The 20,189-nt window shown below is 45.8% G+C and carries 16 protein-coding genes; 10 read left to right on the top strand and 6 right to left on the bottom strand.

The genetic code is table 11. From position 1 onward, the window contains the following. Positions 1–57 precede the first annotated feature (57 nt). Positions 58–1,338: a DUF945 family protein gene (locus AAA946_RS07045; protein ID WP_338164220.1), complete on the bottom strand. Its 1,281-nt coding sequence runs from the start codon at positions 1,336–1,338 to the stop codon at positions 58–60. A gap of 146 nt (positions 1,339–1,484) precedes the next feature. Between AAA946_RS07045 and AAA946_RS07040 the strand changes: the two genes are divergently transcribed. From AAA946_RS07040 to AAA946_RS07030, 3 genes are all read left to right on the top strand, one after another. Further along, the gene (locus AAA946_RS07040; RefSeq protein WP_338164219.1) at positions 1,485–3,455 is read left to right on the top strand and encodes an ATP-binding protein; all 1,971 of its coding nucleotides are present in this window, start codon (positions 1,485–1,487) and stop codon (positions 3,453–3,455) included. Continuing rightward, entirely contained in the window at positions 3,448–3,945 is a 498-nt protein-coding gene (locus AAA946_RS07035; RefSeq protein WP_338164218.1) for a response regulator, read from the top strand. Before AAA946_RS07040 ends, AAA946_RS07035 begins: the two co-directional genes overlap by 8 nt. A gap of 289 nt (positions 3,946–4,234) precedes the next feature. Then, the gene (locus AAA946_RS07030; protein WP_338164217.1) at positions 4,235–4,780 is read left to right on the top strand and encodes a hypothetical protein; all 546 of its coding nucleotides are present in this window, start codon (positions 4,235–4,237) and stop codon (positions 4,778–4,780) included. A gap of 88 nt (positions 4,781–4,868) precedes the next feature. Here AAA946_RS07030 and AAA946_RS07025 read toward each other — a convergent pair whose 3' ends face one another. Then, positions 4,869–5,462, bottom strand: a complete 594-nt coding sequence (locus AAA946_RS07025) for a TfoX/Sxy family DNA transformation protein (protein ID WP_338164216.1) — start codon at positions 5,460–5,462, stop codon at positions 4,869–4,871. 368 nt (positions 5,463–5,830) lie between these two features. Here AAA946_RS07025 and AAA946_RS07020 point away from each other — a divergent pair, with 368 nt between their 5' ends. From AAA946_RS07020 to AAA946_RS07000, 5 genes are all read left to right on the top strand, one after another. Then, positions 5,831–6,754, top strand: coding sequence for an HDOD domain-containing protein (locus tag AAA946_RS07020; RefSeq protein ID WP_338164215.1), 924 nt, complete (start codon positions 5,831–5,833; stop codon positions 6,752–6,754). A gap of 56 nt (positions 6,755–6,810) precedes the next feature. Next, complete coding sequence (locus tag AAA946_RS07015; RefSeq protein ID WP_338164214.1) at positions 6,811–7,716, top strand: lysine exporter LysO family protein; 906 nt, start codon at positions 6,811–6,813, stop codon at positions 7,714–7,716. 127 nt (positions 7,717–7,843) lie between these two features. Continuing rightward, positions 7,844–8,359: a hypothetical protein gene (locus AAA946_RS07010; protein WP_445206063.1), complete on the top strand. Its 516-nt coding sequence runs from the start codon at positions 7,844–7,846 to the stop codon at positions 8,357–8,359. Between the two features lie 241 nt (positions 8,360–8,600). Next, on the top strand, positions 8,601–10,244 hold the full coding sequence (panP, locus tag AAA946_RS07005; protein ID WP_338164213.1) for a pyridoxal-dependent aspartate 1-decarboxylase PanP: 1,644 nt from the start codon (positions 8,601–8,603) through the stop codon (positions 10,242–10,244). 374 nt (positions 10,245–10,618) lie between these two features. Then, positions 10,619–11,473 carry a MurR/RpiR family transcriptional regulator gene (locus AAA946_RS07000; RefSeq protein ID WP_042475430.1) on the top strand — a complete coding sequence of 285 codons (855 nt, stop codon included), beginning with the start codon at positions 10,619–10,621 and terminating at the stop codon, positions 11,471–11,473. A 117-nt stretch (positions 11,474–11,590) separates the two neighbouring features. On the opposite strand, the gene AAA946_RS06995 is transcribed toward AAA946_RS07000, so the two are convergent. Continuing rightward, positions 11,591–12,820 (bottom strand): iron-containing alcohol dehydrogenase, encoded by a 1,230-nt coding sequence (locus AAA946_RS06995; protein WP_338164212.1) that lies wholly within the window; start codon positions 12,818–12,820, stop codon positions 11,591–11,593. 406 nt (positions 12,821–13,226) lie between these two features. Between AAA946_RS06995 and AAA946_RS06990 the strand changes: the two genes are divergently transcribed. Together AAA946_RS06990 and AAA946_RS06985 are read left to right on the top strand one after the other, a co-directional pair. After that, on the top strand, positions 13,227–13,490 hold the full coding sequence (locus tag AAA946_RS06990) for a GrxA family glutaredoxin (RefSeq protein WP_338164211.1): 264 nt from the start codon (positions 13,227–13,229) through the stop codon (positions 13,488–13,490). A 266-nt stretch (positions 13,491–13,756) separates the two neighbouring features. Then, entirely contained in the window at positions 13,757–15,439 is a 1,683-nt protein-coding gene (locus AAA946_RS06985; protein ID WP_112479811.1) for an aspartate:alanine antiporter, read from the top strand. Positions 15,440–15,554: 115 nt separating this feature from the next. On the opposite strand, the gene fabV is transcribed toward AAA946_RS06985, so the two are convergent. The 3 genes from fabV to AAA946_RS06970 all read right to left on the bottom strand — a co-directional run bounded on the left by fabV (position 15,555) and on the right by AAA946_RS06970 (position 19,900). After that, complete coding sequence (gene fabV, locus AAA946_RS06980; RefSeq protein ID WP_338164210.1) at positions 15,555–16,757, bottom strand: enoyl-ACP reductase FabV; 1,203 nt, start codon at positions 16,755–16,757, stop codon at positions 15,555–15,557. 168 nt (positions 16,758–16,925) lie between these two features. Beyond that, on the bottom strand, positions 16,926–19,208 hold the full coding sequence (locus AAA946_RS06975; protein WP_338164209.1) for an acyl-CoA dehydrogenase: 2,283 nt from the start codon (positions 19,206–19,208) through the stop codon (positions 16,926–16,928). 65 nt (positions 19,209–19,273) lie between these two features. Then, positions 19,274–19,900, bottom strand: coding sequence for a TetR/AcrR family transcriptional regulator (locus AAA946_RS06970; protein ID WP_338164208.1), 627 nt, complete (start codon positions 19,898–19,900; stop codon positions 19,274–19,276). Between the last annotated feature and the right edge of the window lie 289 nt (positions 19,901–20,189).

The raw sequence follows: 20,189 nt of genomic DNA, 5'->3' as shown, positions 1-20,189 counted from the left end.
GAAAAGAGGCACATGGCCTCTTTTCTTTTGACGGATGAAAAATTAGCCAAATCGAGCTTATTGCCCCATAGACTGACCCATTAGCAGTGGCAGAAAGAGTGCAATCAACGGGATGCGCTGACCATTAGCGAACACTAGTTGACCCGCCTCAATATTGGCATCCAACTCATAACCTGCTTCTTTTTGCTGAATCATATCCATGACCACAAGTTCATCAACACCTTGAGCCAACATCGGGTGTGCGTTAACCATTCCTTGCGACATGTAAGCATTCATATTGCCCTGAATAGCAGGCATCACCACACTTGGATCGCGTGACACATTTTCCGTGCCTTCAGGCACTTCTACCAACCACTTAGACTTAAACTCTTCTTCGGCAATTTTGAAGTGCATATCGTTCATCGACACCTGAAAACCACGAGCGAATAAAGTTTCAATCAATGGAGCAACCGCATTGATATCAGCTTGTGCCATAGAAGGATTGGCTTGGTATATATCAACCAAGCCTTCAAACGACGCTCTATCTAGCGAGTTAAGTGCGAAGTCGATATTCAGATCGCTTAACTGGCCCCCTTCTGGATACGTCAGCTCTGTCATATCGAAAATGTGCTGTGTATCGATACGGTCAGTTTCTGAATTTAGCGATGACTTAAAGGTGTAACCCATAGTATCGATATCGAACAGGCTTTGGTGGTTCTCATCCAAGATAGTAAAGTGCTTCATCGATGCACTCTGTTCTCCTAGCCAAAAGCCGTTCCCTTTAATACCAACGCCATTACCTGCGATATCCGTAATGCGTAGCTGTTCACCATTTTCAAAATCAAGTTGAATCGAAGGAATGTTGGCTTGAAAGGTCATTTGTCCAAGTACGGTTGCAGTACCTGTTACTACCGATGGAGAGACAGACATACTCACCGTCTGCTGATCATTACCTTGATAGCTCCAGCTATCTAAGGTCATCTCAAACTCAGTATTGCCATTGAGCTGAGTGACGGTCTTCATATTAAGCGGAAAGTCAGGGAAGTTGGTCAGTACCGAGTTCGCAGAAAGACTGAACAAACCATGACTAATATCGCTTTTAACTATCAGCTCAGTGGGCAGGCCGTCGACTTCAAGTTGCTCTTTTAAAACGGGATCTTGAACTTGATAACGAGTTTCCACTACCGATGACAAGTAGCTACGATCATAGGAGACTATCTCCGCACTCACGCCCTCGTTATTAAGTTGGGCCACACCGTCTTCAAAGACTTTTTGCCCAATGTGTCCGACCGCCAATGGCCAACACAATACCAACGCCACTGCACCACCAATAGCGCCATACTTCTTTAGTTGATTCATAGAGATAACTTAAACATATTGTGAAGTGTATTTCATTCAGTCTAACTCAACTCGCTTGGATCTCCAATCTCATACCTACTTCTCATAACCCTCTGCTTTTTATTGATATATTAAATTCACATCCGACGTGAAAAACCAGGGCATCAATGACGAAAACCAACCGATACGCGGTACTGTGCTTAGATAGCGATTTCGCCAATCTCGACAAACTCGACACCGAGCTATCCTTGTATCAGTCGCATTTCGATATTCACCTCGCGACCTCCATTCAAGAGGGGTATGAGCTTGTGCAACAGATCGGCCGACAAGGTCAGCATCTCGCAATGGTGATCGCCCGTCACAGCCGTCTGTTTGATGGTGGTGAGTTCTTGGTCCAACTTGAGCAAACTGCGCACGCGCAATCAGCACGTAAAATCCTGATCAGCAAAACTGACTCTTATGATATTCAAGCCATCTTAAACGCTGTGAATGAAGGGCGGCTTGATCATTGCCTGACCTATCCTATTGAGCAGGTAAGCTTGCATAAAACCGTGGTAAAGGAACTCACTCAGTATGTGATTCACCATGAGAAAGACCAGTTGCTCGACTTTGGGAAAGTGCTCGATCAGCAAAAAATACTGCGCGCCCATATCGAAAACAAAATGCATTCCTATCGCGCTAGCTTTATTCATGATTTCCATGAGCTGTCCGACAACGAGCTTGCGATACAAGTTATAGAAGCCCTACTGGCGTTTTTTGCCGAAAAAGATGAAACCCGTGCAGTGCGCGAGTATTCCGCTGAGCATCTTCTTACTGCGGAAGGCATGTCCAATCAGTTTCTGTGGTTTATTGTTGAAGGCCACGTTGCTCTGTACAAGAAAGACGATATCGGCCAGCAGCGAGAGGTTGTCAGACACAGCCGCGGCGGTATTGTTGGCGGCATGTCTTTTGTTACTGGCGAGCATTCATTCTCGACGGCTATGACGTTAACCCCGACCAAAGTCGTGAAACTCGATCGCAATGTCTTTACACAAGTCATGCATTCGAATACCGACCTACTACCGCTGTTTACTAACTTACTGCTACGCCACTTTAATCGTCGCCTGCAGCGAAGTATTAATACTAAACTCGAACTGCAAAAAACGTTGGAATCGCTAGAAACAGCGCACCAACAACTGATCGAGCAAGAAAAAATGGCCATGTTGGGACAACTTGTCGCAGGGGTGGCTCACGAACTTAACAACCCGGTTTCCGCCATTTTGCGTGGTGCCGAGACATTGTCGACAAAAGTAGATGCCATACTGAATACCAATCACGATGCTAACACGTTCGATATTGGTTTAGAGGTACTCAAACAGTCCAGGCTGTCATCCCCTTTATCAACGTCAGAATTAAGGCTGCGGGCCAAAGTGCTGAATGAAACCATTGGTGACAGACGCTTGGCAAAACGACTTGTCAGTCTTGATTTACATAATCACAGCTCCCTACTCAAACAAGCGAAAAGTGATCCCGATAGTCTAGCGGAAACCTTAACCAAACTGGAGCGTTTTCAAGCGACAGGTACGACGCTGCGTTCTATCCAAGTGTGCGCGCAGCGAATTGCCGATATGGTCAAAAGCCTCAAAGGCTACTCAAGACAAGACAACGAGTCTTATGAACTTGTCGACCTGCATGAAGGAATTGAAGACACCTTAGTGATCTTTGAAAACCGCCTTAAGCGACATAATGTCATCAAAGAGTATGGCTCATTGCCTGCGATTTTTTGTAAGCCTATCGCCTTGCAACAGGTGTGGACTAATTTAGTATCCAATGCACTTGATGCTCTCCCCGAAAAAGGACAACTAACGATCCGTAGCAGCCAAGTTTCTCGAGATGATCTTCAATATAACTGCTTCGAGTTCATCGACGATGGCTGCGGCATTCCACCAGCGCAATTAGACTGTATTTTTGAACTCAACTACACCACCAAGCGCGAAGGCAACTTTGGCTTAGGCATTGGCCTGTCTATCTGCCAGCAAATATTGGCTCAACATAAAGGGTGGATAGAAGCGACATCAGAAGTTGGCAAGTACACCAACATGGCCGTATACATTCCCGTTACACAACAAGAACTCATCAAGGAGCACCACTATGACTGAATATCTAATTTTATGCGTCGATGACGAGCGTGAGGTACTGGATAGTGTGTTGCAGGATCTGGATGATTTTGAGGACCATTTTATTGTTGAAGGTGCCGAATCAGTGGATGAAGCGCGCGAAGTCATTGCCGAACATGCGCGCGACGGTGCCAGACTGGCTTTGATTCTTTGTGACCATATCATGCCAGAACAAACAGGCGTGAGCTTCCTCATCGAGCTAAGCGAAGATGAGCACGCAAAGTCATGCAAAAAAGTCCTGTTGACAGGGCAAGCGGGACATGAAGATACCATCGAAGCCGTCAATCACGCCTGCCTCGATTTTTACATTAGTAAGCCATGGAAAGGTGAAGAGCTTCGAGCGGTAGTGAAACAACAACTGACCGACTATATGATCGCCAACAGCCGCGATTTGATGCCTTGGGCAAGAGTGTTGGATACCGAGCGAATTTTCAATGCTATCTCGGACAATCGGATCAACTTTGGTGAATAGCCGCTGTTATTGTCAAACTGGTTAAATAAATCGCCCTGCAATAGAGAGTTATCAGCTCGTTAGCTCCCTTTTTTATTACGATTTCCTTACATAACATGCCGATATTGGTTGAAATATGTAAGGCATTGTCAATTTTTGGGGTTTTGGCCCCGATAAAGGCACTTTTTGTTGGAGACACAAGGGGAAATTGATTTATCATAGCCAGATACTTTAAGTTGCCATAAGCATCTTGCGACGTGCACTCTTATGGTCATGGAATTAAGTTCAAACAAAAAGGTTTAGAGACACTATGCGCAAAACTCTATTAGCTGCTCTGATGGTTATCACTTCGCAGCAAGCATTTGCAAACCAAGAAGAGCAACGAGCTACAATGAGTAACTTCAATTACGATTACGCAGAAGCTCGAATTGGTGCCAGTCCAATGACGTTTGGTGCGGCTATCAGTAAGTCGATTCACCCAAATGCTCACATCGTTGGTAGTATCGACTCGAAATTTGAAGGCGACTACGACTTCTCTGGTGGTGTAGGCTTCCACGCTCCAGTTAACAACTGGGCTGACTTTACTGGTGAAATGCTTGCTCACATTCACGACAGCGGCGACCACCACAAAACTGACACAGGTATGGAAGTAAACCTTGGTGTACGCCAATGGCTTGGTCCACAACTAGAAATCGGTGGTAAAGCAGGTTATCTAAACGTCGGTGACAAAGACCGCTGGATGGGTTCAATCTATGGCCGTTTCCACTCTACAGAGCTATTCTCACTAGGTCTTGAAGGTCGTATTAACCATATCTATGGTGACCAACTCATGTTCACTGCCCGCTTCGCATTCTAATACGTACCGTTTAACCGCGCTCTAGAACAGAAGATCAAAAAAGAGGCCACCGAGGCCTCTTTTTGTTTCAACTGATTACACTACTCAATTACTGGTCTATTTTTGAACAATGCTCTAATAAGCGCTGCTTCATCGGGTCTTGAATGAGCTTCCAATGCACACCATCTACCGCTCCAGCAAATTTCCACAGTAATTTCACATCTACGTCATTGCCGTATGTGCGCTTAACTCGATTAAACACTCGCGGAGCACCCAATTCCAAGAAGGTTTTTACATCTTGAATACCCGACTTCTTCACCATACGCTCTAGCGTGAGCTGCATATTAGGTAGATCCCTTAATCGGCGATTTTCTACCGAATGCTTACTGCAGTGTTGGTCAACGGAGTTTTCGATTGAGTTTCGCACTAAATCGTCAAGCACTGGCGCTTTTTGTTCAAATAAGTTGGTTACGTCGTAATAGTTCACCGTTGCTGTTGATTGTTTTTTCACATGACGAAATTTCTCACACTGGAGGTCATGAAGCTTGGCATCCAAGCCCTTCCCTCCTCGGATGAACACTTTATCATTACTAATCAATGCATACATAGCGCCGTCCTTGAAGAGCCCAGTGCCACCAAACATCGAACGTTTTTGCGATTCGCCAAATTGAGTCGTGTAGTCGTAAAAAGATTGCTCTATCATTTCCTTTGATCCTTAATCTTTACCCCGATTAATCGATCACCAGAAATAGCAGCTAAAAAAATCAAATTTATTATCAGCTCGGTCAATCTACATTGGTATAAAATGCCGTGCTTTTTTATATGTTTTTATAATAGTTCACATTGCAAATTAAGTCTGGCTCAATGTCACAGTTGTGCGAGTTGGCAGAAATAGTTTTGCGAGTCACTTCACAACTATAACCATACACAACAAATTGCACACGATTATGCAATCGAATGATGTTCTAAACAGCAATCGGTTAGCCGACGTCAATTTATCTCGCTAATCTTATTGTCAATTGCAGACCCACGCAGGTACACTGACTCCATCGCTTAACCTCTCGAATATTTATGAACCACTTATCTTTTTATTGGCTACCAGAGAACCAACAGCTGTTCATCGAAAGCCTCGAAACGGAATTTGCAGACTTAGTCGAGCAATCAATCAATACTGGGAAGATTTCTCTCCCACCCATCTCTGAAGTCGTACTGAAGATACAAGCCCTTTGTAATGAAGAAGAGACAGGTATTGCCGATATCGCCGAATGCCTACTCGAAGATCCTGGCCTAGCAGCAACAGTACTAAAAGTTGCCAACTCGGTCATTTTTAACCGTCGCAACATTACCTGTAATGATCTCAACACAGCGGTGTCGCGTCTGGGCATCTACCGCGTCCGTGATATTGTCACAGCTCAATCTATCGAGCTTCTCAAGCACTCGGTTCACCTATCTGATGAATGCCATGAAGTACTGGTCAACAGCGCGACTGTTTCGCGTGAACTCGCAGCAGTAATGGTATTAGTGACAAGAAGGTTTCACGAGATCTCAAGTGAACAATATGCACACCTTGAACAAGACAAAGCCTTGTTAGTCGGTTTTCTCGCAGACATTGGCCTATTTTGCTTGGTTAACGAATATCATCTGTACCTTGAAAAAGGCAATTACTTAAATCCTGATCTTGCGATGCAGATTTTCCAATCTCGCTGTGCCTTAACCAGTGAGCAGGTCCTCAATACCTGGGGCTTCGACCGCGATTTTATCGAAGTGGCCTCAAACCAAGTGAAGCAAATTGAACGCCCTGAAGTCTCCTATCTCGACGTTGCCCGCATTGCCAATCATATCTTGCTATTCCGTAAGCAAGACCATGATGCTCTTGAAGAGCACGAGGTAGAGATCAACGTTGATGGCGCAGATGTCATGTATCAGTTAACTTCACTGAGCGAGCAAGACTTCCAAAACAAAATTGCTGAAGTCATGCATTCTACAGGCATGTAATACCACCTCCAGCCAATAGCGGCGATCATTAAGGATAACAAAAGAGGCTACACGCGATGTTTTCAGGGATGTTGTTTATTTTTACGCCGCTATTTATTGGCTACCTATTTCCCATTTCGAATACTGAAAAACTCGATGCCATCAACCGAGCAACGTCTTGGCTTATCTATGTCATCTTATTTCTAATGGGACTCAGCCTCGCCGCTCTGGACAACTTCGGCAGTAACTTTAAGACAATTATTTCCGTCACCGCGACATTTTTCGTTGTCATAGGAGGCTGCAATCTGCTTTGCCTGCCTTTAATCGACAAAGTCATGCCATTACAAACTGAGCAGTTGAAAAATCAGTTACCACTTTCTTCTATGGCAATGGAGTCCGTCAAGCTGATTGCGGTCGTAGGCTCGGGGTTACTGCTTGGGCTTTTACTTCCCATCGGTCTGGGTTGGGTAGAGACTGCCAGCGAGTGGATCTTAATCATTCTGCTGCTCTTTATTGGTATCCAACTTCGCAATAGCGGTTTGACGCTGAAACAAATCCTGGTCAATAAGCAAGGTATGACTATCGCTGCGGTTATCGTGGCAAGCTCGATGGTTGGTGGCTTGATTGGCGCGCTTATCCTCGATATCTCTCCATACAAAGGCCTCGCCATAGCGTCTGGTTTTGGTTGGTACTCTCTCGCAGGCATTTTGATTGGTGATGCATTTGGCCCTGTATACGGCGGTGCTTCTTTTATGATTGAGCTTTTGCGCGAGCTGGTCGCATTGGTGATGATACCGATGTTAATTGGTAAGCGCCCTTGTACCGCTATCGGCTATGCTGGCGCGACCGCAATGGACTTTACGCTGCCTATCATTCAGAGCAGTGGCGGCGTACGGTGTGTTCCTATCGCTATCGTCAGTGGTTTCATTTTGAGCTTGCTGGTACCGGTTTTAATCCTGTTTTTTGTTTCTCTTGCAGGGTAGATCTCAGGAAAACGCTGTCTATTGCTGTATTCTTGCTTGCGAATATAGCCCAAGTCGCCGCAACATGTGAGTGGCTTGGGTACAATTATAAGAACCAACTCTCGTTAGCCCACCAAAGGAAATAATAATGAAAAACTGGCTCACTGCTGCCGCACTGATTGGCACCTCATTTGGCGCAATGTCTGCCGATGTAACACAATGCCAAGCCACTAAATACGATGCGTACATCGACGCGTCAATCCAGTGGTATCAAGACTTGGCACAAATGACCACTAACGAATATCCAGATCTTGATGAAGTCAGCCAATGGTTTTTAGAGGGTCGCAAGCACCACTTTGAACTCAATCGAGAAGCCGTGCACTACTACCTGAGTAATGAACCGGCAAAAGTAGCCACAGAACAATCCGTAGAAACTTGGCTGCAACTCGAGCAACAGGATGTCAAAGCTCTTTCACAGCGCGATGATAAATTGGGTCAAATGGCGGCTAAGAGCTTCGCTGATAGACAAGCGGCACCACACCCACAAAACTACGAGCTACGCAGTGCGTTTGCTGACCTACTCAGCCATCCCAAAAAAATCGAAACGGCTTTAAATCGCTATAACCAATCGATTCAAAAAGTAGAAGGCATCGACTGCCAATAGTGCTTTGCACTCAACAGTCATAACGCGGCCTGTTAACTTTATCTATAATTTAGGTAGCGTATGCCGATACACAAAAAGCTGGCTGTTATGTCAGCTTTTTGCATTCTAAGTAACCAATTAGCGTAATAATGCCTTTTGGCGCGGCAAAAAATCGGGACTGTGCCACTTTTTTGCAAGACATTTTCGCCCATTTGGTTTAGATTGTGCCGCTTGCAGTAACGGAATAATAGTAGATAACGATATGGTATCTGAGCAAAAAATTGCTGATGTCAGCTTTGAGAGCCTCCTTCGAATATTCACTATCCCAGAAGGACCTGACTCTACGCTGACCCAAATTGAAGACAGTTTATCCAAAAACTTGAACCAGTTTTTGCGAGAGCATATTGTTGCTGAAGAAAAACCCCTTCACGAAATAGAAAAAGACTTCTCTAGTGCCACCATTCCCGAACAGCCAGAGTTCGTGTCTGCACATACTGAACATCTATTAGATACCCTGGTTTCGCATTCAGTACATACCTCTTCTCCAAGCTTCATCGGTCATATGACCTCTGCGCTGCCCTACTTTTTGATGCCACTATCAAAAATCATGATCGCGCTAAACCAGAACTTGGTGAAAATTGAGACATCGAAAGCATTCACTCCACTTGAACGTCAAGTCCTCGGCATGCTTCATAAGCTGATCTATTCCGAGTCGGAGCCATTCTACAATACGTGGATGCATAGCTCAGAACATTCCCTAGGTGCATTTTGCTCGGGCGGTACCATTGCTAACATCACCGCGCTTTGGGTTGCACGCAACCGCGCATTAAAAGCAGAGGGTGAGTTCCAAGGTGTTGAAAAACAGGGTCTGTTTAAAGCCATGAAGCATTATGGCTATGAAGGACTAGCTATCTTGGTCTCTGAGCGTGGTCACTATTCGCTTAAGAAAGCCGCTGACCTACTCGGCATCGGGCAACAAGGTTTGGTGGCGGTCAAAACTGATGAATACAACCGCATTTGCCCTGTCGATCTCAAACAAAAGTTCGTCGAACTCAAACAGCAAAAGATCCATCCGTTTGCCGTTATCGGTGTTGCGGGTACGACGGAAACAGGCAACGTCGATCCACTGCGTGAGATTGCGGACATTTGCGCACAAGAGTCGTGTCATTTCCACGTTGATGCAGCATGGGGTGGCGCAACCCTCATGTCAGACAAATACCGCTCTATCCTCGACGGAATTGAACTGGCGGACTCAGTGACTATAGATGCACACAAGCAGCTCTATATCCCTATGGGTGCTGGTATGGTGCTGTTCAAAGATCCGCAAGCAATGAAGAGCATTCAACATCATGCTCAATATATCTTACGTAAGGGGTCGAAAGATCTAGGACGACACACGCTTGAGGGCTCCCGCTCTGGAATGGCGATGTTGGTATATGCTGCCATGCACATTATCAGCAGACCGGGTTATGAACTGCTTATAAACCAGAGCATTGAAAAAGCACGCTATTTCGCTGACCTCATCGACAAGCAAAGCGATTTTGAGTTGGTCAGTAAACCGGAATTATGCTTACTTACCTACCGCTACGTTCCTGACAATGTCAAACAAGCCTTGGCGATCGCTTCAGAAAGCCAAAAAGATGAGCTGCATGATCTCCTAAACCAGCTCACCAAGTTTGTTCAGAAAAGGCAACGTGAAACTGGCTTGTCGTTTGTCTCACGTACCCAACTGAACCCTATTCGTTGGTCTGAACGTGATACCATTGTTTTCCGAGTTGTACTGGCTAACCCTCTCACATCAACGGAAGTACTGGGTAACATACTTGACGAGCAGCGACAAATCGCACAATCTGCATCAGCCTTAATGTCAGCCCTTAACACCTTAGCGGAGCAAATTTGCAACTAAGGTAACGCATGCTCACGCATATGAAATCTATCTCACTCTCGCACTTATGAAACTTTCTTTCTGTTTTGTGGGAGTGATACGGTAAAATTGCGCTAGAAACTGGCAAACAGTGACCATTTTTCGGTCAATTGTTTTTTTCTTCCAGTTTTTTGTTTGATGCCTGTCATATTCTAAAGATTTCATGTGAGCTTTTGTTACAGCTAACCCAGTGCTTCGTTTATACTGAGGCTATGGAGTTGGCGTTGATCGACCTATTATAAAAACTCGACATCCCGGTTTCTTGGCCTTTTATTTCGATTCATTGCAACAAATGAACGATTCAAGTACCCGGATAATCAGCGCCAGCAAGTTGTTCTCTTTACCCTGTGAACACTATGAATACATTAGAGAAAGTCCAAAAAAATCTAGAAAACTTCAGCAAATCTGAACGTAAGGTAGCTGAAGTTATTATGGCGTCTCCCCAAACCGCCATTCATTCCAGCATTGCTACGCTTGCCAAAATGGCAGATGTGAGCGAACCGACGGTAAACCGCTTTTGCCGCCGACTCGACACTAAAGGCTTCCCTGACTTTAAACTGCATTTAGCACAAAGTCTTGCCAACGGCACACCTTACGTAAACCGTAACGTTGAAGAAGACGATGGCCCGGATGCCTACACCCATAAGATTTTCGAATCAACAATGGCGTGCCTTGATGTTGCGAAAAACAGCTTAGATTCTATGCAGATCAATCGTGCGGTTGACTTGCTTACTCAAGCAAAACGTATTTCATTCTTCGGTTTGGGTGCCTCTTCATCTGTAGCTCGCGATGCTCAGAATAAATTCATTCGCTTCAATATCCCAATCTCGTGCTACGAGGATGTGGTTATGCAACGAATGAGCTGCATCAACTGTTCAGATAACGATGTTATCGTCCTTATCTCACATACTGGCCGAACTAAAAGCCAAGTAGAAGTGGCGCACCTAGCCCGTGAAAACGGCGCGACCGTGATTGCGATTACAGCAAAAGACTCACCGCTGGATAAAGCGAGCTCGCTGTCCATTACCGTCGATGTCCCTGAAGATACTGACGTTTACATGCCAATGGCAAGCCGTGTAGTGCAAATGACGATTATCGATGTACTAGCCACTGGCTTTACCTTGCGCCGTGGTAGTGGATTTAGAGATAACCTCAAGCGCGTTAAAGAAGCGCTTAAGGACTCTCGCTACAACAAAGTGCCAAACTACTAATACTGAATGCGGTGGATAGATATTCCCCCCGTCAATCACTCAACAAAAGGGAGGTCAATTGACCTCCCTTTTTCTGTTTATAAAGACCTGTATCTTATTGGAACCAACCCATCAGCCTCACGACTCTGTCTCCATTGGGTTATTCCGAATCTCAACATTGGTTTTCTCCTCTTCAACCGTCGTACTGCCATCACACTGACATTGACAGACCTGATTTAGAATATAAATCAGCCTATCTTCGGTCAGTGGTATCGGGTTACCCTTGATGGCAACAGATTTCATCGCATCCGCGGCGACTTCTTCAAAGGACGTTCCACAAACCCCAAAGTCAGATAGCTGCGGTAACGATAAACGCTCTAAAATCATATTAACCCACTGAATGCCATCCTCGATACTCGCATCATTTCGCCCCGTCAGTAGCTGCGCCATGGTTCGATATCGATTGAGCACATCACTGCGCCCGGCTCGCTTGGCAGCTTTTATGTTTTCCATCATGACATGAGGCGCGAGACGCGCCGTAATCACACTATGCGGAGCCGAAATCTTGCCGCCTAGCGCCGATGCCAAACCGTGTGCCGCTCCCAGTTTCGCGTTAGTGATAGCCATGCCTCCCAGCATCGCCGCAAAAGAGAGGTCGGCACGTGATTTGGGGTTATCTTGCTTACATCCGGGAATAATCGAGTAACTTAACCTTCGCAGCCCTTCCTCACAGACCATATCCGTCAGTGGGTTAGGCTCGCCGCATACGTACGCTTCCATTAAATGAGTAAAGGCATCCATCGCCCCGCGTCCAGAGGTGTACACATCCGTTCCGTACGTCAGCACAGGATCAACGATAGCCACATCTGGCAACATCTCCGGACTTCTTAGACTCACTTTGACTTTGTCTTGTCCTGACTTAAGCACTGCGTTTTTGGTAACTTCTGCACCCGTACTGGCCGTGGTTGGAATGGCAATCATAGGGATAGGCTTAGTTTTTAACGGAACATTGCGCCCTACGACCTCCACGTAGTCGTAGACATCGCCTTGGTTGGGAATGATCGCGGCGAGCGCTTTGCCCATATCTAGCACGCTCCCTCCCCCAATCGCGACAACCATGTCCGGCTTAAAACGACGCCCCATGATTGCCGTCTCTTCAACCATGGTAATATTAGGTTCACCACGAATAGCGACATGCTGATAACGCATGTTTTGGTTATGAAGATAGTGAATGACAGGCTCGGCGCGTTGCCGGTCTTGCCCCGTCACAAGAAGGACGCTGTAACCGAACTGATTGATAATAGACAAAGAGGACTGCAACGCCCCCTCACCAAAGATAATGCGACTCGAAGTCATAAATTGAAACATACCGGATTCCTATAGGTATACCGTCAACTCACTAATCGAATCATTGCCTATACCGCCAGCAATACGAAAAACAAACCTTTAGTGAGTCTTTTCGGTAGAGCAAACATACAAAGCTACCTTCAGCATGCTATGTTCATTGGTGACTGTTTTTGATTTATGCCAAGCAATTAGCGCATGTCACCCGATTAAATACTCAACTTTTGCACAGCGTCACAACTGTTTTCATTCCACTTCCCGGCGATTTGCACAACTTCTGCGCTGATAGGTTTTACCTATTGCATCAAGAGACAAATGACGCTTTATTTCCTTCTCATCTTGAGGCATAGTGGTTTTCAACAAAATGATGAGCCCCACGTCTTGGTACTGCTGGTTCAGAGAAAAAGTTTAGTCTTCAAGGAGAAATTGAATGTTCGTTGTTATTTTTGGTCGCCCTGGTTGTCCTTACTGTGTTCGTGCTAAAGAGCATGCTGAAACGCTAAAAGCTAAACGCGACGACTTTAACTATCGTTACGTTGATATTCATGCAGAAGGCATCACGAAAGCAGACCTAGAAAAAACCGTTGGTAAGCCAGTAGAAACTGTGCCACAGATTTTCATCGACCAAGACCACATCGGTGGTTGCACAGAGTTTGAAGCTTACGCAAAAGAAAACTTGGGTCTATTCGACTAATATGTCCTTTGCAGTCAACTCAAGTATAGTTGACGAAACCGTCTTCAAAGCCAGCGTCTTTCGCTGGCTTTATTTTTTTGCGACTCGGAACACCTTTGGTATAAATCAAACACAACCAATTGGGTAACATTATGATTTCTATCTGCTTAATCCCCACAATTGAACTAATGTCAAAAGCGAAAAAATTTCACTTATCTTTTTGAAAATTTCCGCTACAATCGCCACACTTTAATCATTCTTTATCACTGTCTGTTTGAGTCGTACTAGTGAACATTGACGTCGTCAACTTACTTGACCAAAACCCGATCCTTCTTATTTTCGTCGTTCTTGCGATTGGCTTAGCCTTTGGCAAAATCCGCTTTGGTAACCTGCAACTTGGCAACTCCATCGGAGTACTTATCACTTCCCTTATTATGGGACACCTCGGATTCAGTTTTAATGCTGAAGCGCTGACGATAGGGTTTATGCTGTTCATTTACTGTGTAGGCATTGAAGCTGGTCCCAACTTCTTTGGTATCTTCTTCAGAGATGGCAAACACTACCTGATCCTAAGCTTGACGGTGCTGGTTACCGCTCTCACCGTGACCTACTTCGCGAGCCACTATCTGGGATTAGATTACGGTTTATCGGCAGGTGTGATGGCAGGTGCATTAACCGCAACACCTGTGTTGGTAGGTGCTCAAGACGCGCTTAATTCCGGGTTAGCCACCATTCCACGCGGTATGGATTTCAACCTAGTGATTGAAAACCTGTCGGTCGGTTATGCGATGGCCTATTTGATTGGTCTTATCAGCATGATCATGCTGGCGAAGCTGCTACCAAAACTTCAAAAGCAAAATCTTCATGACTCAGCACAACAGATTGCGCAAGAGCGTGGTCTTGGCGGCAGTGGGCAACGTAAGGTGTATCTACCTATCATTCGTGCATACCGTGTTGGTCAGGAGCTGATTGATTGGACCGATGGTAAAAACCTTCGTGAGCTAGGCATCTATCGTCAAACTGGTTGCTACATTGAACGTATTCGACGCAACGGCATCCTCGCCCACCCAGATGGCGACGCTATCTTGCAAGAAGGTGATGAAATTGCATTGGTCGGCTTCCCTGACAGTCACGCACGTTTGGATCCAAGCTTTCGTAATGGCAAAGAAGTATTCGACCGCAACTTACTTGACCTACGTATTGTTGAAGAAGAGATCGTAGTAAAAAGTGACAACATTGCCGGTAAGAGTCTCTCTAGCCTGAATTTGTCGGAATATGGCTGTTTCTTAAACCGCGTAGTTCGCGCTCAGATTGAGATGCCGATGGACGCCAACATCGTACTGGCTAAAGGGGATATCCTTCAGGTCAGTGGTGAAAAGAGCCGTGTGCATGGTTTGGCAGAGAAAATTGGTTTTATCTCGATCCACAGTCAAATGGCTGATTTATTGGCGTTTTGTAGCTTCTTCATTCTCGGCATTATGTTTGGCCTCATCACCATGAGTTTTGGACAAGTATCGTTCGGTTTAGGTAATGCTGTCGGGCTACTCCTGTCCGGTATTACTCTAGGCTTTTTGCGTGCCAACCACCCTACTTTCGGCTACGTGCCACAAGGGGCGCTCAACATGGTGAAAGACCTTGGTCTGATGTTCTTTATGGTGGGTATCGGATTGAGTGCCGGTGGCAAAATGTTTGAACACCTAACACAAGTGGGCCCTCAGGTTATTCTGATCGCATTCTTAGTCAGTGTGCTGCCAGTTGTGTTGGCTTATTTGGTCGGTAACTATGTGCTGAAGATGAATCGCGCACTACTTATTGGTGCCATTGTAGGTGCGAGAACGTGCGCGCCAGCGATGGATGTGGTCAACGAGCACGCTCGCTCGACCATTCCTGCTTTGGGTTATGCTGGCACTTATGCAATAGCCAACATATTAATGACTCTAGCAGGTACTATCCTGATCATTCTCTCCTGATCTTCACTGCATCAGGTTCAATCGAGAAAACAGTTCACTAGATATTACTGTTCACTTGGTACAATAAAGGGGCGCATCATGCGCCCCTTATTCATTTCAATTCAACCGCTTTCGATTATAGGTCGATAACGTCAAACTCTACGAGTGGTGAAACGTCGGCTTCGTAGTCAACGCCTTCAACACCAAAGCCGAATAGCTTCAAGAACTCTTCTTTGTACTCAACGTAATCCGTTAGCTCTTTCAGGTTCTCGGTCGTGATTTGTGGCCATAGCTCAGCACAGTGCTTCTGGATGTCATCACGAAGTTCCCAGTCATCCAAACGTAGACGGTTCTTGTCGTCAACTTCAGCTGCGCTGCCATCTGCTTTGTATAGACGCTGAGAGAACATACGGAAGATCTGCTCCATACAGCCTTCATGAATGCCTTCTTCACGCATCTTCTTAAATACCATAGCAATGTACAGTGGCATAACTGGAATTGCTGAGCTCGCTTGAGTCACAACAGACTTTAGTACTGCAACGTTTGCACTACCGCCCGTTTGAGACAGTTTTGCGTTTAGCTCTGTCGCTGCGCGGTCTAGATCCATCTTCGCTTTACCTAGCGCACCTTCCCAGTAGATTGGCCAAGTTAGCTCAGTACCGATGTACGAGTAAGCCACTGTCTTACAGCCTTCAGCAAGAACACCAGCTTCAGATAGCGCATTGATCCAAAGTTCCCAGTCTTCACCGCCCATAACAGTAACGGTATCAGCAATTTCTTGCTCTGTTGCTGGCTCAACGCTTGCTTCAATGATCTTGTCAGAGTTTGTGTCTACCGCTGTCGATGTGTACGTTTCACCGATTGGTTTCAGAGAAGAACGTACAAGTTCACCAGTTTCTGGAAGCTTACGTACTGGAGATGCCAGTGAGTAAACCACCATATCGATTTGGCCTAGATCTTCTTTGATTAGGTCGATAACTTTCTGCTTCGCTTCGTGAGAGAAAGCATCGCCGTTAACGCTCTTAGAGTACAAGCCTTCTTCTTTAGCAAGCTTGTCGAAAGCAGCTGAGTTGTAGAAACCCGCTGTACCTGGCTTTCTTTCTGTCCCTGGTTTCTCGAAAAATACGCCGATTGTAGCTGCACCACCACCGAACGCCGCAGCGATACGAGAAGAAAGGCCGTAACCACTAGAAGAACCAACCACTAGTACGCGCTTTGGTGCGTTAGCAATTGGGCCTTGAGCTTTGGTGTAAGCGATTTGTTCTTTTACGTTAGCTTCACAACCAACTGGGTGTGTAGTAGTACAAATAAATCCACGAATTCTTGGTTTGATGATCATATTCAGTTCCTCAAAAAATCCTTAGTAGGATAAGAGTTTCACTCCCAGTTCGCACCCTATTTCTGTCAATTTCTCTGATTTTTCTAAGTGGTTGGAGCACTTTCACATTTCACCTGCATAAAAAAAGCGCTCTAGAGTCTAGAGCGCTTATCCGATTATATGACTTTGTTAAGCAACGCTATTAAGCTTCGGCTTATCCACTTGATCTGTTCTTACTTCAGAGAAGTCATGACTGAAGTGGTCTACTTGAATCGCTTTATAACGTAGTGCATCTGCCGCCAGGATCTTGTCGACTTCTTGTTTGGTCAACACATTGGCCTCAATCGCTTGTTGTAAGCGTTCGTGTAACAGACCTTTTCTGGCTACTTTGCCCTCTTTTACCCCAATAAACAGCTTCTTCTCAAGGTCACGAATATCGTACATTGCCAAGAAAGCGTTCTCCATCAAACCAACCTTATCATCCGGTTGATCACCGATGTAACACAGATGCGTCAGTCGGTCACGGTGAGCGCCCGGAACCATCATGCTCTTAGCCAGTGTCAGCGTTAAGTTGTCAGACGGTTTTTCGAAGTGATTACCTAACGGGAATAATAGTCCTTTCAGCGTGACACCCGCCCAGCGCGCTGGGAAGTTTTTGTACGCTTCATTTAGTGACTTCGCCGCATGATGGAAACAGTGTTGTACTGCATAGTGCACATAATCAAGATCCGCAGCTTGGCGCCCGTCATCTTCGTATTTCTTCAGCGCAGCAGATGCCATGAACAGATACGCTAGACCATCACCTAATCGTGCCGATATCATCTCTTTACGCTTAAGATCACCACCCAGAGTCAGCATCGCAAAGTCCGCGCTGACGGCCAGCGCTTTACTCAAGCGCGTTAAGTCTTTGTAGTAGACCTTAGTTGGACCACTCATATGAGCACCAACGAACTTCGACCCTGTTAACGCTGCAGCAAAGGCACCAAAGGTATTTTTGGTCGCGTGTCCAATGTGCTTAAACAGCAGCTTATCGAAGTCTGCAGCGCCCTGCTTTGCATCTGGGTTTGCTGCGGCTTCCATCTCTTGAAGTACATAAGGGTGACAGCGCGTTGCACCCTGACCAAAGATCATAAGGTTACGTGTCAGGATGTTTGCACCCTCTACGGTAATCGCAACCGGAATACCTAGATAGCTTGATGCAAGATAGTTCATTGGGCCATCTTGAATCGCACGTCCTGCGTGAATGTCCATAGAGTCATTTAGGATAGTACGCGCCATTTCGGTCATGTGATATTTTGCAATCGCGGTCACAATACCCGGCTTCTCCCCCATATCAAGCGATGTGGTGGTTAACGTTCGCGTCGCCTCAAGAAGGTAAGTCAGGCCACCAATGCGACCCATGGCTTCAGCAACACCTTCAAACTTACCAATCGACATTCCAAACTGCTTACGAACATAGGCATATGCACCCGTTGTTCTTGTCGTTAGATGGCCAATCGCTGTACCGAGTGCTGGCAGTGAAATACCACGACCTGCAGATAGACACTCAACCAACATGCGCCACCCACGCCCAGCATATTCTTGACCACCAATCAGCCAGTCCATCGGGATAAACACATCTTTACCACGTGTCGGGCCATTCATGAACGCAAGATGAAGTGGGTCGTGACGCTCACCAATCTCTACACCTTTGTGGTCAGCAGGAATCAGCGCACAGGTGATACCAATGTCTTCTTTGTCGCCAAGCAGTTGGTCTGGATCGTGAAGCTTGAACGCCAAACCGAGAACTGTCGCCACGGGTGCCAGTGTAATGTAACGCTTGTTCCAATTGAGACGAATACCAAGAACTTCTTTACCTTCGTGTTCGCCGTAACAAACAATTCCTTTATCTGGAATACCACCCGCATCGGAACCCGCTTCAGGACCAGTTAAGGCGAAACAAGGGATATCAGTACCATCAGCGAGTCTTGGCAGCCAGTAATCTTTCTGCTCTTTCGTGCCGTAGTGAGAAAGCAGCTCACCTGGACCCAGTGAGTTAGGTACCATAACCGACACAGCAGCGCTGATACTGCGCGTTGCAATCTTAGTTACGATCGTAGAGTTAGCGAGAGGAGAAAACTCACGGCCACCAAACTGTTTAGAAATAATGAGGGAGAAGAAGCGCTCTTTACGCAGGTAGTCCCACACTTCTTTCGGCAGGTCGCGGTCTTCTTTAACGATTTTGTTGTCGTCAAGCATCGCAAGTAGCGTTTCTAGCTCGTTATCCATAAACGACTGTTCGTCAGCTGTCAGAACCGGCTTAGGATACTGGTGCAACGTTTTAAAGTTTGGCTTACCAGAAAACAATTCTCCGTCCCACCAAACACTACCGGCTTCCATTGCTTCGCGCTCTGTAGCGGACAAAGGCGGTAGCACTTTTTTAAACAGTTTAAACGCTGGGTCACTGATCCATTTTCTTCGTAGAGAGCTCATGATACATATCCTTTTGTTCAGGTGTATTTTTATTATTTGGTTTTATTACGTTTTTATTTAAAGCTTTACTCCGCGGCGACGCCCGCTGCGAGGTAAGGAATAATTTGGTCAATAATTGCTTCTGCGTTGACTTCTTTTTCGAACGAGCTCAGAGCAATCTCTGATAGTGCCTGACTTGAGGCCATTGTGAATACGCAGGTGCCGAGCGTAAGGTGTAGACGCCAGAACAGCGTTTCTGCATCTAACTTAGGATTGGCTCGCATAACTGATTGAGTAAACATCGCAAGCGTTTCGGTGTAGCGAGTGGTGATAAACCAACGCAGGTGACCTTGCACATCGGTGTAGCCTCTACCGACTAACGACATAAAGCGACTTGCCCCACCCGGCTTCAATTCATTAAGTGCAAGCAATGGTTCTTTGAGCGATTGAAACACGTCAACCATGTCGTAGTCGTCACGCTCATTCAGCTGGTAAAGCGCTGTTTCCACCGCAGGCATAAAGGCTTCCAGATAACGATTCAATACCGCTCGAACAAGCGTCTTTTTATCGCCAAAGTGATAATTGACGGACGCTAAGTTCACATTTGCCTTACTCGTAATGGTACGCAGTGATGTGTCGTTGAAACCGCCGTCAGCAAACAGTGCTTCTGCGACGTCCAGGATCTTGTCTTTTGTGGTAACTCTTGTCGTCATTTCAATCGCCCGTATCAAACATATGTTTGAATATACTCCTGCAACACAGAGATAACAAGTGATTAACATCAAACTTTTCAAATACTGGTCGGACTTCTTTTTTAAATGTCTGTTTTAAAGGTACATTGTATTTGGGGTGAATTTTTTTGAAATTGTAGTGAACTATTTCTGATCAGGTGGGTCTACTTAACTGTAGTCAGCAAAGAATGAGTTTCTGATGCCACTGTTTTTCCTTTTGTTGACTGCATGCTGCTTTTTTCTTATTAACTCCTATTTGTATCCGCCCAAA

Source organism: Vibrio sp. 10N, assembly GCF_036245475.1.
Taxonomy (GTDB): domain Bacteria; phylum Pseudomonadota; class Gammaproteobacteria; order Enterobacterales; family Vibrionaceae; genus Vibrio.
This window is presented reverse-complemented; position numbering and strand designations above follow the sequence as displayed.